Consider the following 15,393-nt stretch of genomic DNA (forward strand, 5'->3'; position numbering starts at 1 on the left):
ATTAATTTTCACCCCTAACTATATAATCCACAAAAATTGAAGGAGTCACAACATGATCTGGATCAAGTTCTCCTACTTCTACAATTTCTTCAGCTTCTACAATAACTGTTTCACATGCTTTAGCTATTAGAGGATTAAAGTTTCTAGCACTTTTTCTATAAACTAAATTACCTTTTTTATCTGCTTTCCAAGCTTTAACTAAAGCTACATCAGCTTTTAAAGGTAATTCAAGTAAGTATTCTTGACCTTCAGATTCTATAACTTTTTTACCTTCTTCAACTATTGTTCCAACTCCAGTAGGAGTTAAAAATCCACCCAGTCCGGCCCCTCCAATTCTAATTCTCTCAGCCAGGGTACCTTGTGGTACTAATTCAACTTCCATAGATCCATCATGCATCTTTTTACCAGTTTCTGGATTAGTTCCAATATGACTAGCAATAACTTTTTTAACATTTCCAGAAGCTACTAGTTGACCAATACCTTTATCTGGAAAGGAGGTATCATTAGCAATAATAGTTAAATTATCAACATCGTTTTCTAAAACTTTAGCCAAAATTTCTTCCGGAGAACCACAGGCCAAAAAGCCTCCAACCATTACCCGATCTCCAGCCTCAACTTTTGCTGCTGCATCTTCTAAAGAAATAATTTTACTCATTCGAAAAACGCCTCCAATATTAATTATTTAATACTTAAAATTTTTCTTGCTTCATCAGGTGTTGCAACTTCTCTACCGGCTTCAGCAGCCATTCTTGCAATCCTTTCAACTAATTGAGCATTACTTTTTGCTAACTCACCTTTTTTATAATAAATATTATCTTCAAAACCTACTCGAACATGACCACCCATTGCAATAGCCATCATTGCTAAAGGAGTTTCATGTCTACCAATACCAGCTACTGTCCAAGTTGAACCAGCAGGAATGGTTTCAGCCATATAAACTAAATTTCTAGCTGAAGCAGGCATTGCACCTGGAACACCAAGTACAAAATCAAAATGAAGTGGTGTATCAATTAAGCCTTTTTTGACTAAATATTGAGCATTAGCAATCATACCAGCTTCAAAAACTTCAATTTCTGGCTTAACACCTTTTTCTTTCATTTTTTTAGCGAATTTAATCATATATTCTTGAGTATTCATAAAAACATCTTCACCAAAATTACAAGTTCCAGTACTTAATGTTGCCATTTCAGGAGATAATTCAACTGGCTGTAAACGTTCTTCAGCTGTATGCCAAGTAGCTCCTCCAGTAGATGGCTGAAAAATAACAGGACATCTTGCTTCAATTTTTTCTTTAATTTCTTGATAAGCTTCTTTAGCTTGAGTTGGAGAACCATCTTCTTCTCTAGCGTGAACATGTACGATTGCAGCTCCAGCTTCATATGCCTTTTCTGCTTCAATTGCAATTTCTTCAGCTGTAATTGGTAAATTAGGCTGAATATCTTGAGTAACTTCTGCTCCAGTTAAAGCAGCAGTAATAATTAATTTTTCCATTATTAAAACCTCCTAATTTCTTTGCTTATCTTTAGGAACTACACAAATGCCTTTTGCTTTTGCTACTACAATTGGCTCTTCTAAAACGTCTCTTGCTGAATCTGGTAATCCTTCTGCTTTGGGAGAACTAATAACTTTTCTTGCTTCAAATTCCATTTTTCTAGAACTATTCCCAAGTTCAACAATTTTACCAACTGCTTCTATATAATCTCCCTCAAATACTGGTGCTGTAAATTCTACACTATCATATGTAAGAAATAAACCTTCATCACCATCTTGACGAATTAATAATTCTGTTGCAACATCACCAAAAAGTTCTAACATTTTGGCTCCATCAACTAAACCTCCACCATAATGTGCATCGGCTGAACTCATTCTCATTCTAATTAGTGCTTCACTCATTTGACATTCTCCTTTAAATAATAATTTTTATTAATTTATAAATAATTACCTTAGTAAATATTACTAAGAATTTTAATAAAAGTCAGCAAAATTCATTTTCAAAAAATAATTTAATTTTACTGACTTTTTAATTATCAATCAACTTTCATAGCTAACTATTTAGCCTTTGTTTCTGAATTATTGTCTATTTTATCTTGATTTTCATCTTCATATTCCATTGTAAATCCTGTCATCCCATAAATTGCTGAAATTACAGGAACAAAGAAACACAAAAATGCATAAGGGACATATTCAATAGTAGAAATTCCTAAAACACCAGCGGAAAAAGCTCCTGACAAACTCCAAGGAACTAGAGGAGCAAAAACAGTACCACCATCTTCTAGAGCCCGAGATAAGTTTTTGGTTTTAAGATTCAACCTTTTGTAAGCTGGAGCAAGCATTCTACCTGGAATAATAATTGCCATATACTGACTAGCCATTGAAAAGTTAGTAGCTAAACTACCAAGTAGTGTAGTTAAGACTAAACTGCCAGTAGTTTTAATTAATGGCTCTATTTTATTTAATATTACTTCTAACATATAAGTTTTTTCTAAAATACCGCCAAATGAAAGGGCGATAAATCCTAAGGAAACAGTCCACATCATACTCTGCATTCCACCACGACTTAATAATGCATCAACTGATTCAATTCCGGTTTCAGAAACAAAACCCCAATTCATTGCTTGAGTAATCTCATGGATTGAAGCTCCTTGAAAAATCAAAGCAAAGACTCCCCCCATTAAAGCTGAGATAATCAGTGAGGCAAGAGCAGGAACTTTTTTAACTGCCATAATAATTACTGCAACAGGTGGAATTAATAACCATAAACTCAAATTAAAATTTTGGTTCAGACCTGTTAAAGTTTCATTGATCACTGCCATTTGTTGAGGATCTAAAGTTTCTCCCCCAAAACGAGCCCCTAAAACAGCATAAGCAAGTAAAGATAAGGCTAAACCTGGACCAACTGTATAAATCATATGTTTAATATGTTCAAACAAATCAGCCTCAGCTACTGCTGCTGCTAAATTTGTTGAATCAGATAAAGGAGACATTTTATCTCCAAAATACGATCCAGAAACTACAGCGCCTGCAGTCATTCCAGCTGGAACTCCCAGACCAGCTCCAATCCCCATTAAAGCAACTCCAATTGTTCCAGAAGTTGTCCAAGCACTTCCAGTAGCAAGTGAAGTTATAGAACACATTAAAGCCGCTGCTACTAAAAACCACCTGGGACTAATTAACTGTAAACCATAATAAATAATAGTCTGAATTGTACCAGCAGAAATCCAGGCCCCAATAATAGCTCCAATGATCATCAAAATCAACATTGGCAGCATTGCAATACTACATCCGTGTAAAATAGCAGCCTGTATTTCTTCCCAAGAATAACCCTGCATCATTGCCACTATAGTAGTTACAATAGCAGCAGAAACTAAAGTAATATGAATTGGTATTTCAAGCCATAAGACAGAAATTCCCATTGTAACAATTAAATACAAAAATACAAATATAACACTTGAAAAACTCGGTACTTTCTTCTCCTCTACATTATCAAGCTTAGTTTTCGACATTTGCATCCCCCTAGGATTTTAATATTTAATTTTAACTTATAATCACTAACTTTTTTTAATACTCATTTGCTCGCTAATAATTTAAGCTTTTACTTTCTACTATTTCGCCCCCTTTCTTATTTATTTCTTTTGGCTATTCTTTTAGCTAAAAATGTTGCTACATCTGGTGGTAAAGATCCTTGACCAAATCCAGCATCAAATCCTAACTCAGTTGCAAGTTCATGATCAATTCTTGGTCCTCCAGCTGCAATTAACATTTTTTCTCTAATATTTTCAGCTTCAGCTAATTCAATTAATTCAGTCATATTTTTAATATGAATATTCTTTTGGGTTACAACTTGAGAAACTAAAATCGCATCAGCATTTAATTCTATAGCTTTAGCAATTAACTCTTCATTTGGAACTTGACTTCCTAAATTATAAGCATCAATTTTAGGATATCTTTCTAAACCATATTCTCCTGCATAACCTTTCATATTCATTATAGCATCAAGGCCAACAGTATGAGCATCAGTACCTGTACAAGCACCAACAACTACAATATTTCTACCTATATTTTCTTCAATATAGTCATTAATTTCATAATAAGTCATCACTTCTTCATTAACTTTTGGAATATCAATTTCTTCAAAATTTACAGTATGTTCTAAACTACCATAAATTACAAAGAAAGAAAAATCATGAAGATCTTTCATATGAGGGACCTCTATATCAGTTAACCCCATTTTTTCTCCTAATCTCTTAGCTGCCTCTTTTGCCTCAGCACTTGCAGGAAGTGGCAGAGTAAAACTCATTTGAATTTTCCCATCATTTAGCGTATCACCATAAGGTTTAATCTTTTTCATATCCAGTTCCACTTATAACACCTCTTTTAATCTAATAATTTATTTTATTTACTTAGTTCAGCTTTCATCATTTCAAGGAAAGGGTTGTAATAATCATTGCTTTTCTTAATTACTCCATCTGCTCCTTTACCACCATCAATAGGTCTCTTAACATCAGCAAAATCGCCTTCTTCAATAGCTGTTTTTAAGCCTTTATTATTTACATCTTCAAGCATTTCTACAACTTCATCTAAAACATTTTTAGCTCTTGTTTGAATAATTCCATCTTCTTTAAATTCTATTTCGTCTCCCAAATCACGGGCATTATTCATTACATATTCCGCATTTTCAAGTGCTAAAGCTCTTTCACTTAAAAATGGAGTATGAATTGCTTCAGTTAACATTCCTAAAAGTTGAATACCTTGATCAGTCATCACAGAAGCTAAGTTAAATAAGCCATCTTGTAAGTGACCTTTAAAAATATCTCCAGTCATATACTTAGTTGGTGGCATGTACTTTAAAGGAGAGTTAGGGAAAATCTGTCTAATCATTTGTGCTTGAGCTAACTCATATAAAAATCCATTTGTTATATCAGGATTCATCTCAAAAGCATGACCTAAACCTAATTGTTCTTCTGTTAAACCAGCCTGTAAGCCCATCTGCTCATTAATAAAGTCAGAAGCTAATACTGTATGACCCTGTTCAAATGCATCAGCTGTTGTTAAATAATTATCTTCTCCTGTATTAATAATTACTCCAGCAAAAGCATTAATCATTCTAGAGAAATATTGATCAACAAAAGTACGATTCATATTAATATCCCTAAATAAAATTCCATACATAGCATCATTTAACATCATATCTAGGCGTTCAATTGCTCCCATAGCTGCTATTTCTGGCATACATAGCCCAGAACAATAGTTAACTAACTTAATATATCTTCCTACTTCTTCTCCAACTTCATCTAAAGCTTTTCTCATGATTTTGAAGTTTTCTTGAGTAGCATATGTACCACCAAAACCTTCAGTAGTAGGACCATAAGGAACATAATCTAATAGACTCTGTCCTGTTGTTCTTATAACTGCTACAATATCAGCACCCTGTCTAGCAGCTGATTTAGCTTGTTCAATATCTTCATAAATATTACCAGTTGCTACAATTACATATTTTTGAGGAGTAGAACCTTCTCCTAATCTTTCAAGATAATCATCTCTATCTTGACGATTCTTTTTGATTAAATCAATCATTTCTTGAGCTTTCTCATCAATTAACTCTTTAACTTCTGCTTCAGCTTGAAGTGGAATTTCTGTTAATTTAAAGCTTCCTTTAGCAACTTCTTCCGCTACTTCTTGAGCACTTAATTCATGATAAGCCATTGCATTACCTAGCCAAAAAGCTAGACCTCGATTAAGTTCATCTGCTTCATTTAATTGATCAACTAAAACATTAGCTAATGGAATATCTTCAGAATTCACCCCATCGATACCAAAAAGTCTGGCCACAGTTCTTTCAACACTAGTAGTAGTATTTAAATCAATTTCTTTCTGAATATTCATAGTAATTTCGTGAGCTGCATCTCTTGCTTTTTTTATCTTATTTTTATCAAGATTTAACATTTCTTTAGCCATTATTTTTAATCCCTCCAATGAATCTTTATTTCTTCATAATTTCTTTTGCTGTTTTTAAAATTTCAGCATCAAAGCCCAATATATCTGCAATTTGAATTGCATCTTGGGGAAAGTCACTCCCTGTCTCAACCTTTTCCAAATGATAGTCCATACATTTATTCAAAACATCTATACCATTTTCTTTAATATAGTTGTGATAATGGGACAATAAATCTTTATCAAGACCTTTAACCTGAAAATGAGTTATTTCAAGTTGGTCTGCTAACCTCTGATAGTGAGTAGTTATTACAGAAATTGATTTCATTTTATCTAATTTATTAATAATTCCATAAGCAATTGCATAACCCTCAGCTGGGTTAGTTCCATGTGCAATTTCATCAATTAAAATCAAACCATTATTATCAGCAGATTCAATTACAGTTTTCAAATTGCTAATTTCAGTTCCAAATTTACTTAAACCAGTCTTTATATTATCTGAAGTCAGACTAAAGTATATATAATTGCGAAGATCAAATTTAAAACTAGTTGCTGGAACAAACAAAGCATGTTGGGCCATTGCTGTAAGCAAAGCAATTAATTTTAGACTAACTGTTTTACCACCCATATTAGGACCAGTTATCAGAGTTGCCCCTTCCTTAATTTCTAAATCAATCGGAGTAAAATCCATTCCTTTTTTTGCTAGCTCTTTTTCCATCAAAATATGTCTTCCATCTTTAATAGAAATTGACTTATCAGAATTAATTTCTGGTTTAGAAGCTGAAATTTTTAAAGCAAATTCAGCTTTAGCAAGCATAAAATCTAAATAAGCAATTTTATCTAAATTTGCCATTATTCCTAAAGATTTTTTGCTTATTTTATTAGTTATTTTTTTTCTTATAATATTTTTTTGGATTTCTTCTTTTCTTTTTATTTCACTAATTTCACTTTTAAGTTGAGAAATTTTTTCATTTTCTATTAATTTAAAAGTTAGAGCAGCAAAATTTTCACTTACCAAAGAAACTTCTTCAGTTTCTTTTAAATACTTTATTATTTCTGTATCATTTTTACTAACACTTATTTCGTTGTCAGTAGAAAATGGTCTTTTAGCTTTTTTTTCTATTTCAGCTGCTAAATCATTTTTTTCTTGTAAAAGTTTTTTTTCTAATTCTTTTCTTTTTCCTCTAATCAATTCTAATTTATCATCATAATCATCTGCTAGATAAAAACTTTCACTATTACTTTGGCCTAAACTTAGATATTTAAGCAATTCCGGAAAATATTTTAATTGCTCTTCAAATAAGTCATTTAATTTTAATGCCTTTATAATAGACTTGATTTTTCGGCTTTGAATTATACTTTTTTTGATTTCAAAAATATCTATATCATCAAGCACTGTTTTTTTACTTCGGCTTTGATTAACAATACCATAAATATTTTTTACACCTTTTAGTAAACTCTTTAATTTAAAAAACTCAGATTCTTCTTGCTTCATTATATTAATTAAAAATTCAAGCTTATCTAATTCTAATTTCAATTCTGTTTTTTCTTTAACTAAATAAGGTTTAAACTTTTTTTTAGCTCTCATTCCTAACTCTGAAACAGGCTCTATTTCTTGCCAAAGCTGTTTGAATCCAATATTTTTGCTAATTTCTTCATTCAAAAAATCCAATATTTTCAACTCCTTTACCAGAACTCATTTTATTTAAAACTACCTCATAACAAGGTATAGGAGCTACAGCTTTAGAAGTTTTTTCTAACAATTCTAAAGGATCTAAATAAGTTCCATTTGGTGAAAAGGGATTAATTGTTATACCTAAAAGATTGATTTCATCTTTTACTTTAATTTTCCCATTTTTTGCATTTAACCTATTAAAAAGCATCGGACTAATAAATATATGGGTAGCATCGTTAACAATAATCTCTATTTGATTAACAAAAGCACATTTTTCTATAAAAGTACTTATTGTTTTATTAACTAAAGCTCCATTGAAATAAATAGCCTTTGTTTCAGAATCAATAGAATTAATAACTTCTTCCATATTACTTAAAGCAGTTTTTAGTTTTAAACTTTTAGTCTGATAATCATTACTTATTATTAAAACTTTAGTTTCTAAACTAAGATTGGAAATTATTTGATTAATTCTTTGATCTTGACTTTGCTTTAATTTAAATAATTCTGATTGGTAATTCACTTTATTAACAATTGAATTTACACTTTCAGCAGTAACAGCACCTGTAGCTAAAATAGTAGCATCAGTTAAAGCAGGCGAAGAAAAAGATCTCCTGTCTAAGGCACCGTCTATTAAAATTAAATCAGGTTTGTATTGAGCTAACTTATTCTTAATAATTTGCATTTCATATTTAGAACTAGGACCACTTAATTTAATAAAACCACTTTCTTTACTTTCAGCAATCACAATCTCTCCTAAAGGAGAATCAATACCAGTTGCAGCAAGTATTTTAAAGTCAAGTTTACTTTCAATTAATAATTGCTTAGCATTAGCAATTATCATATTTTCTAAAAGAAGTATATTTGGTTTTGGATTATCCAAAACTTTATCTTTATCTTCTCCATCAAGGCCAATAGTTGTCAAAGCTATTTTTTGCTTTGACAACTCAGCCAATTTCAAAATATGATTAAGAGTAACAGTTTTACCAGTGTTTTTAGCCATCCCAATTATTGAAACTGATTTAGCTTTTTTATTTTTTATACGCTCTAATAAATTCATATTTTATCCTCTCAAACTTATCAGCACTTAATCAATTTTTGATTCTATATTTTAGAGATAAATCTTTTCAAAAAGTTCTTTGATATCTTTATTTTCTCTAACTACCTGTAATGCAATTTCAGCATGGTTTTTAGTATAACCATTACCAATTACCATTTCTGTATCTTTACCAACACCCTCAGCTCCTAAAGCAGCTGCTGTAAAGCTAGTAGCCATACTAAAGAAATAAACTTTTCCACTATCTTTTGTAGCTAATACACATGATAATTCGGTATTAGGAATGTTAACACAGTTAATAGTAAGATCTACTAACTCACCATCTGTAGCTTCTTCAATTTTAGTTAAAACTTCAGTTGGCTTAGTTGCATCACCCTGAATTATTTTATCAGCTAAACCTAATTTTCTTACTCTTTCACAGCCTTCTTCACTATATTCTAAGGCAATAACTTCTCCAGAAATACCTGCTCTTTTTTGAGCCTCATGTAAACATAATGTTCCTGATTTTCCACCAGCACCAATAATTAGTACACTGTCACCAGGATTAACTAGCTTAGCAGTTTGGGCAGGAGCACCTGCAACATCAAGAATAGCTAAAGCTAAGTTTCTTGACATATCATCTGGAAGCTTAGCGTAAATTCCACTTTCAAATAAAATTGCTTTACCTTTAATATCAACTTGATCAGTATCTTCTCTAATTTCTAAAATCTCATCAATTACTAGAGGAGTTAATGATAGAGAAACTAAAGTTGCAATCTCATCTCCAACTTCTAAATCAATATCATCAGCAATATCTTCACCAATTTCTTCAACTACACCAACGAGCATTCCACCAGAACCAGTTACTGGATTATGATGTTTACCTCTATTTTTTACTATTCTTTGCATTATTTCTGCAATTTTTTCTTTATCTCCTTCAGCTTCTTTTTTGATCTGAGTAAAGCTAGCTGAGTCAATATTAAGAGTTTTAACATCTATTAAGATTTCATTATCATAGATTTCCATGCTATTATCAATTTTTTCTGCTGGTTGTGGTAAATCTCCTTCATTTTTAATTACTCTGTGAGTTCCATATTTATTGCCTTTCATATTTTACACCTTCCCTATTTTAAATTTGTTTTTTGTCTCACTCTTATTATAATGCATATTGCGTGCCAAAACTCTAAAATAGTTAATTTTTTCTCATATTTGTGAATAGATTTACATAATTAAAGAAAAAAATAACATTTATATATATTTTTTTGAAATTATCATTCCACTTTTTCCCATTTCTATTTTTAAGATGCTAAAATTAGCTTAATTTTGATTCATTAATGAATTATTTTTTAATCATCTTATCATTTTAGAGTTAAAGCCTGTCAAAACAAGCTTTAACTCTTGATTCATTTTTAAATCAATCGATTCATTTATGAATCGCTAACTTGAATATCATATTTTTTCTTCTTTCTAACAACTGTAGGCTGACTAATATCTAAAACTTCTGCTACTTGATAAGTAGTTTTTAATTCTTTAAAAGCTTTTTCTAACATTGATTTTTCAACTAGAGATACAGCTTTTTTTAAAGGCATTAATTCATTTGTAAAGTAGTTATTTTTATTTCCTCTTCTATTATATAAACTTTTAGGTAAAAAATTTAAATCAATAATATCTTTTTCTGAAATAACTACAAATCTTTCAATTAGATTTTTTAATTCTCTAACATTACCTGGCCAATCATAACTTTCTAAAAAGTTAATAGTATCTAAATCTATTTTTTTGTTTTTATTATATTTTTTATTAAAATCATCTAGAAATTTAAAAATTAATTGGCTAATATCTTCTTTTCTTTCTCTTAATGGTGGAATCTCAATTGGAACTACATTTAATCGATAAAATAAATCTTCTCTAAATTCACCTTCTTTTAACATTTTAGCTAAGTCTCTATTAGTAGCTGCTATTATTCTAACATCAATTTTAATTGGCTTTGTGCCTCCAACTCTTATTATTTCTTCTTCTTGTAAAACACGCAATAATTTAACCTGCAGGTTTAATGGTAATTCAGCAATTTCATCTAAAAATAAACTACCTCCATCTGCCAATTCAAACATGCCGGGCTTACCACCTTTTTTAGCCCCAGTAAAAGATCCTTCAGCATAACCAAATAATTCTGCTTCTAACAAGTTATCAGGAATAGCTCCACAATTAACTTTAATTAAAGAACCAGAAGTTCTTTCACTTGACTGATGGATAGCTTTAGCTACTACTTCTTTTCCAACTCCAGATTCACCAGTTATAAGTACTGTAGAATCAACTCTGCCCATCTGAATAGCAAGATCCATTACATTTTTCATTTCACCACTTTTTACTACAATATCTTCCATTTTAGCCTGTTGTTTTCTTAATTTTTCTAATTCTGAATAATACTTTTCACTTAACTTTTTGGCTTTATTTAATTCTTCTTTTACATGATTTAATTCTTTTACATCACGAGCAGTAGTTACTACTCTTACAATTTCTCCTTCTTCATTAAAAACAGGATGGCCTGTACTTAAAACTGTTTGACCAGTTTTGATTTCATGCATAACACTCACTGGAGCTCTTTCTTCAAAAACTTTAAAAGTTACAGACTCAGAAAAAACACCTTTTTCAACAAGTTCTTCCATATTTTTACCAAGTACTTCTTCACTTTTAATACCAGTTATTTTTTCATAACTACTATTAATTCTAATTGTATCAGCATTTCCATCTGTAATATAAATTCCATCAGAAACAGATTCAATAATTGCATCTAATTCTTTATTTAAATTTTTAACATAAGTTAGTTCTTTTGAAACTTCTTCTAATTCAGAAATATCTTGAAAAACAGAAATTGCTCCATCTAATTCTCCTTCTTTATATAAAGGACTACGGTTAGCTAAAAATGTCTTATCTTTATATCTTACTTTTTGACTTAAACTTTTAGTTTCTGAATCTAAAACTTTCTGAATATCATTATTTGGAATTACTTTTTTTAATTTTTTACCAACTATATCTTCTGATTTTTCTCCTAACATTTCTTCTGCTGCTTGATTACAGCTTACTACTTTAGCATCTAAATCAACACTTATAATTCCATTATGTGTAAAATTTAAAATTGTATTATACTGTTCAGCTACTTTTTTATATTTTTGAAAAAAATTAGTTAAAAGATCAGTTCTGGTTAAAATTCCAATTAATTTATTTTTTTGATTTACAACTGGAAGCCTACCAACTGGAATTTGCCAAACCTCTTCCAATTTTTGCTGAGGTCTAATTGTTATAATATCTTTAGTCATTATACTACTAACTTTTTCAGTATTTTTTAAACCTTCAATTGTGGCTTTCATAATATGACTTTTAGTGAAAATTCCAATTACTTCTCCTGCTGCAGAAATTACTGGTGCACCATCTATTTTATTATTATAAAAAATTTCTGCCGCTTTTTTTATGCTTGTTTTCTGGCCAAGGGTTATAGGATCTTTAGTCATTGCTTGTTTTACTTTCAAAATTTAACCTCCTATAAACTCATTTTCTTTTTTAATTTTAAAACCACCGTTCATAATTATATTATAAACAAAGTTTGACTGCAAAATATATTTGATCATTTGTATCAACTACTAATCTATAATATAATAAAATGTATAAAAGTTTTAATAATCATTGTAAATGAATATTAAAATAAAATAATTAAAATGCTGATAATTAATTATAATAAAAATTGAGAAAAAAGAACTAAAAAGGAGTAAACAAAATGAAAAAACTTGATGGTAAAAAAGTAGCACAAAAAATAAAAAATAATTTGAAGTTAGAATTAAATGAAATAAAAAATCAAACTAATAAAACTCCTCATTTAATTGTTTTTCAATATGGAAAAGATAAAGCAAGTAAAAAGTATGCTCAAAGGATTAAAAAAAATTGTAAAGAATTTGGAATAGGTTTTGATTATAAACAAATTATAGCTGAACCAAATAAGTTTAAATTAAGTCTAGAAAAGGCAAATGAAAATGATAATATTTCTTCAATTATGGTCCAGCAGCCTCTCCCTAAAAATTTAGAACATTATCTAGAATTAATTAATCCTCAAAAAGATATTGAAGGCATAACTTCTAATTCTTTAGGTAAACTACTTTTAGGTTTAGATACTTTAATTCCAGCTACAGCAGAAGCATGTCTAGAAATTCTTAATTATTATCAAATAAAACTTAGTGGAAAAAGGGCAGTTGTTCTTGGTAGAAGTAATATTGTAGGTAAACCTGTATCTATTCTATTACAACAGGAAAATGCTACTGTAACTATGTGTCATTCTAAAACTAATAATTTAGAGTGGGAATTAAAAAATGCAGATATTGTTATAGTAGCTATAGGTCAAGCTGAAATAATTAAAGCTGAAATGTTAAGTGAAAATTCAATAATTATAGATGTCGGAACAAATTTTATTAACGGAAAATTATTAGGAGATGTTGATTTCAAGTCTGCAGCAAATAAAGTTAAAATGATTACTCCTGTTCCAGGCGGGGTAGGAACTGTTACTAATCAAGTTTTAATGCGGAATATAGTAAAATCATTTAAAAAATTAAATAATATTAAATAAAATTTTAATCCTCTCTTTTAATTAGGGAGGATTTTAAAGTCTATAATTTAATTAAAAATTACAAATTCCAAAGTTAATTATAATCTTTTTATAAATTTTTTTCAAGTAAAAAACTAAAATGGCTTAATCAGCAACCTAATTTATTTCTTTCTAATAATAAAAAAATTGCCTTCGAACAATCTGTAATATAGTAAGGTTAAATTTTGTTGATGTCGGAAATTATGGATCTATAAATATTATTCATAACAAACCATTAGGTATAATTTCCTAGAGATTAAAAAACTCCCCGGGGGAGGGGAGTAAATTTGATTTCATTTATAAATTATACATAATAAAAATAATTCGACCTTAAGTCATATGACTCATAGTCGAATTATATAATAAAAAAATTATTTTGTCAATATAATTTAAAGCTTAATTATTATTTGCTATTTTCTGACTTTAAATACTTAGCCCTTGCTCCACCTACTAATTTTAATCTTGTAGTAGCTGCAGTTAAATGAGCCGCCCCAATTTCTTTTATTGATAATCGAACAGGAACAGCTATATTTTTAAGATGCATTCCAATTAAAGCATCACCAATATCTATTCCCAAATCTGCTTCCATATTTTCCACAGTTACAGGATCTTTAAATTCTTTAAACGCAGCTGTAGCAAAAGCCCCACCAGCTGCTCGGTGTGGAACTACATTTACCTGCTTAAAATTATATTCTTTTTGTAATTCTTTTTCTATCACCAAGGAGCGATTAATATGTTCACAACCTTGAACAGCAAGATACAAATCAGATTCAGCTAAAATTATTTTTATTCTCTTAATAATTTGATCACCTAAATCAACATCTGTAGCTGAACCAATTTTTTCTCCTTGAATCTCACTTGTACTTCCACCTAAAATAAAAATTGATTTTTCTTCAGGTTTAGCAATTTTTATTAGCTCTCTGATAGCTTTTTCAATATCAGATAATATTTTTTTAGTCTGCATAAAAATCCCCTTTCTAAATCTATATATTTCTATTTTAACTTAAAATTATGCAGATCGCAAATCTCTATTTTTTAATTAATTAACTTCGATTTTTCTTTTATTTTTGCTTCTAAATCGAAATATTTTGCTTTTGCAGATTCGGATAATTTTTCTAATATTTCTTTTCTAAATTTAAAAGCAAGTTCTTTTCTATTGTATCTTTGATTATCATTTAAAATTTGAGACCAACTAATTTTATTGTTTTGTTGAAAAAGATCATAATCAACAAGTCTTTGTCCTTCATTATTGTATTCAAAAGCAAATAATATTTTTTTGATTTCTAGTGCGGATAAAAAAGTGAAAATTCGAATTTGATAAGCAGTAATTGAAAAAAGAGCAAAGGCATGATCTTTAGTCCAAGATTCACCTAAAATAATTCCTGCTTCTAAATCTGATAAAATAGTTATTAATCTTTTATATTCTAATTCATATAATTCATCTGAATCATAAATATTAATTTTTAATTCTGACCATTGGTGAGCTTGTAGACCATGAGTTATATATCTAATCACATCTCTTCTTAATTCTTCAAAAATCAAGGTAGTATTTTTATTTACTAAAATATTATTTACAACCTTATTAAGTGATTGCAATTTCGATTTTATTGGATCTTCACTAAAAGAAATTATTGTACTCTCAGGATTACCTTTATTTATTCCAGCTAAAATAGAAAGCTTTTCTGCTTGATAATTGGCTTTAATTTCTTCAATGATTTTTTCACCATTTTTAGGGACTCGGACAACTAGCTGACCTGGGCCAGCTGTGATTTTTATTAACTCATTAGTTAAATATTTATTATTTAAAATTTCAACCATAAAAGCAGTTGCAGATAAATTTAAATATAAAATAAAATTTGAATGCTCTACTTTCAATTTTTTATTTTTAAAATCACCTAAAAAAACAATTACTGATTCTTCAGTGGCCAATTGAATAGCACTTTGGAAATCTAAATTTTCTATTTTAAATTTTTGTTTAAGTTTTTGATAAAAAAATTGGGGATTTTCTGTTTTCAAAAATAAATAGCGAGGACCACCACGAACAAAATTCATCTACTCCCTCCTAATTGTCAATTGTTGAAAATTTCTAAAAATTTACTCTAAAATAAATTAGCCAGATTTTTAAAA

General features: G+C 29.5%; 13 protein-coding genes. 1 reads left to right on the forward strand and 12 read right to left on the reverse strand.

Annotated elements, in window-relative coordinates; translation table 11 throughout:
* Position 1: 1 nt before the first annotated feature.
* The 10 genes from atoD to HPRAE_RS08000 all read right to left on the reverse strand — a co-directional run bounded on the left by atoD (position 2) and on the right by HPRAE_RS08000 (position 12,163).
* Positions 2-655 carry an acetate CoA-transferase subunit alpha gene (atoD, locus tag HPRAE_RS07955; protein WP_014553703.1) on the reverse strand — a complete coding sequence of 218 codons (654 nt, stop codon included), beginning with the start codon at positions 653-655 and terminating at the stop codon, positions 2-4.
* Positions 656-678: 23 nt separating this feature from the next.
* Complete coding sequence (kce, locus tag HPRAE_RS07960; RefSeq protein WP_014553704.1) at positions 679-1,491, reverse strand: 3-keto-5-aminohexanoate cleavage enzyme; 813 nt, start codon at positions 1,489-1,491, stop codon at positions 679-681.
* Between the two features lie 12 nt (positions 1,492-1,503).
* Positions 1,504-1,893: a 3-aminobutyryl-CoA ammonia lyase gene (kal, locus tag HPRAE_RS07965; RefSeq protein ID WP_014553705.1), complete on the reverse strand. Its 390-nt coding sequence runs from the start codon at positions 1,891-1,893 to the stop codon at positions 1,504-1,506.
* Positions 1,894-2,048: 155 nt separating this feature from the next.
* Positions 2,049-3,503, reverse strand: a complete 1,455-nt coding sequence (gene nhaC / locus HPRAE_RS07970; protein ID WP_014553706.1) for a Na+/H+ antiporter NhaC — start codon at positions 3,501-3,503, stop codon at positions 2,049-2,051.
* 116 nt (positions 3,504-3,619) lie between these two features.
* Positions 3,620-4,348 (reverse strand): lysine 5,6-aminomutase subunit beta, encoded by a 729-nt coding sequence (gene kamE / locus HPRAE_RS07975; RefSeq protein WP_050756022.1) that lies wholly within the window; start codon positions 4,346-4,348, stop codon positions 3,620-3,622.
* Between the two features lie 44 nt (positions 4,349-4,392).
* Positions 4,393-5,955, reverse strand: a complete 1,563-nt coding sequence (kamD, locus tag HPRAE_RS07980; RefSeq protein WP_014553708.1) for a lysine 5,6-aminomutase subunit alpha — start codon at positions 5,953-5,955, stop codon at positions 4,393-4,395.
* Between the two features lie 25 nt (positions 5,956-5,980).
* The gene (gene kamC, locus HPRAE_RS07985) at positions 5,981-7,603 is read right to left on the reverse strand and encodes a lysine 5,6-aminomutase reactivase ATPase KamC (protein ID WP_014553709.1); all 1,623 of its coding nucleotides are present in this window, start codon (positions 7,601-7,603) and stop codon (positions 5,981-5,983) included.
* Positions 7,587-8,663, reverse strand: coding sequence for a lysine 5,6-aminomutase reactivase subunit KamB (gene kamB / locus HPRAE_RS07990; protein WP_014553710.1), 1,077 nt, complete (start codon positions 8,661-8,663; stop codon positions 7,587-7,589). Before kamB ends, kamC begins: the two co-directional genes overlap by 17 nt.
* A 51-nt stretch (positions 8,664-8,714) precedes the next feature.
* The gene (gene kdd, locus HPRAE_RS07995; RefSeq protein ID WP_014553711.1) at positions 8,715-9,749 is read right to left on the reverse strand and encodes an L-erythro-3,5-diaminohexanoate dehydrogenase; all 1,035 of its coding nucleotides are present in this window, start codon (positions 9,747-9,749) and stop codon (positions 8,715-8,717) included.
* 317 nt (positions 9,750-10,066) lie between these two features.
* The gene (locus HPRAE_RS08000; RefSeq protein WP_014553712.1) at positions 10,067-12,163 is read right to left on the reverse strand and encodes a sigma 54-interacting transcriptional regulator; all 2,097 of its coding nucleotides are present in this window, start codon (positions 12,161-12,163) and stop codon (positions 10,067-10,069) included.
* Between the two features lie 245 nt (positions 12,164-12,408).
* On the opposite strand from HPRAE_RS08000, the gene HPRAE_RS08005 reads away from it, so the two are divergent.
* Positions 12,409-13,248: a bifunctional 5,10-methylenetetrahydrofolate dehydrogenase/5,10-methenyltetrahydrofolate cyclohydrolase gene (locus tag HPRAE_RS08005; RefSeq protein ID WP_014553713.1), complete on the forward strand. Its 840-nt coding sequence runs from the start codon at positions 12,409-12,411 to the stop codon at positions 13,246-13,248.
* Between the two features lie 421 nt (positions 13,249-13,669).
* Here HPRAE_RS08005 and HPRAE_RS08010 read toward each other — a convergent pair whose 3' ends face one another.
* Positions 13,670-14,230, reverse strand: a complete 561-nt coding sequence (locus HPRAE_RS08010; RefSeq protein ID WP_014553714.1) for a TIGR01440 family protein — start codon at positions 14,228-14,230, stop codon at positions 13,670-13,672.
* A 71-nt stretch (positions 14,231-14,301) separates the two neighbouring features.
* Positions 14,302-15,318 carry a hypothetical protein gene (locus HPRAE_RS08015; protein WP_014553715.1) on the reverse strand — a complete coding sequence of 339 codons (1,017 nt, stop codon included), beginning with the start codon at positions 15,316-15,318 and terminating at the stop codon, positions 14,302-14,304.
* Between the last annotated feature and the right edge of the window lie 75 nt (positions 15,319-15,393).

The organism is Halanaerobium praevalens DSM 2228 (assembly GCF_000165465.1).
Taxonomy (GTDB): Bacteria; Bacillota; Halanaerobiia; order Halanaerobiales; family Halanaerobiaceae; genus Halanaerobium; species Halanaerobium praevalens.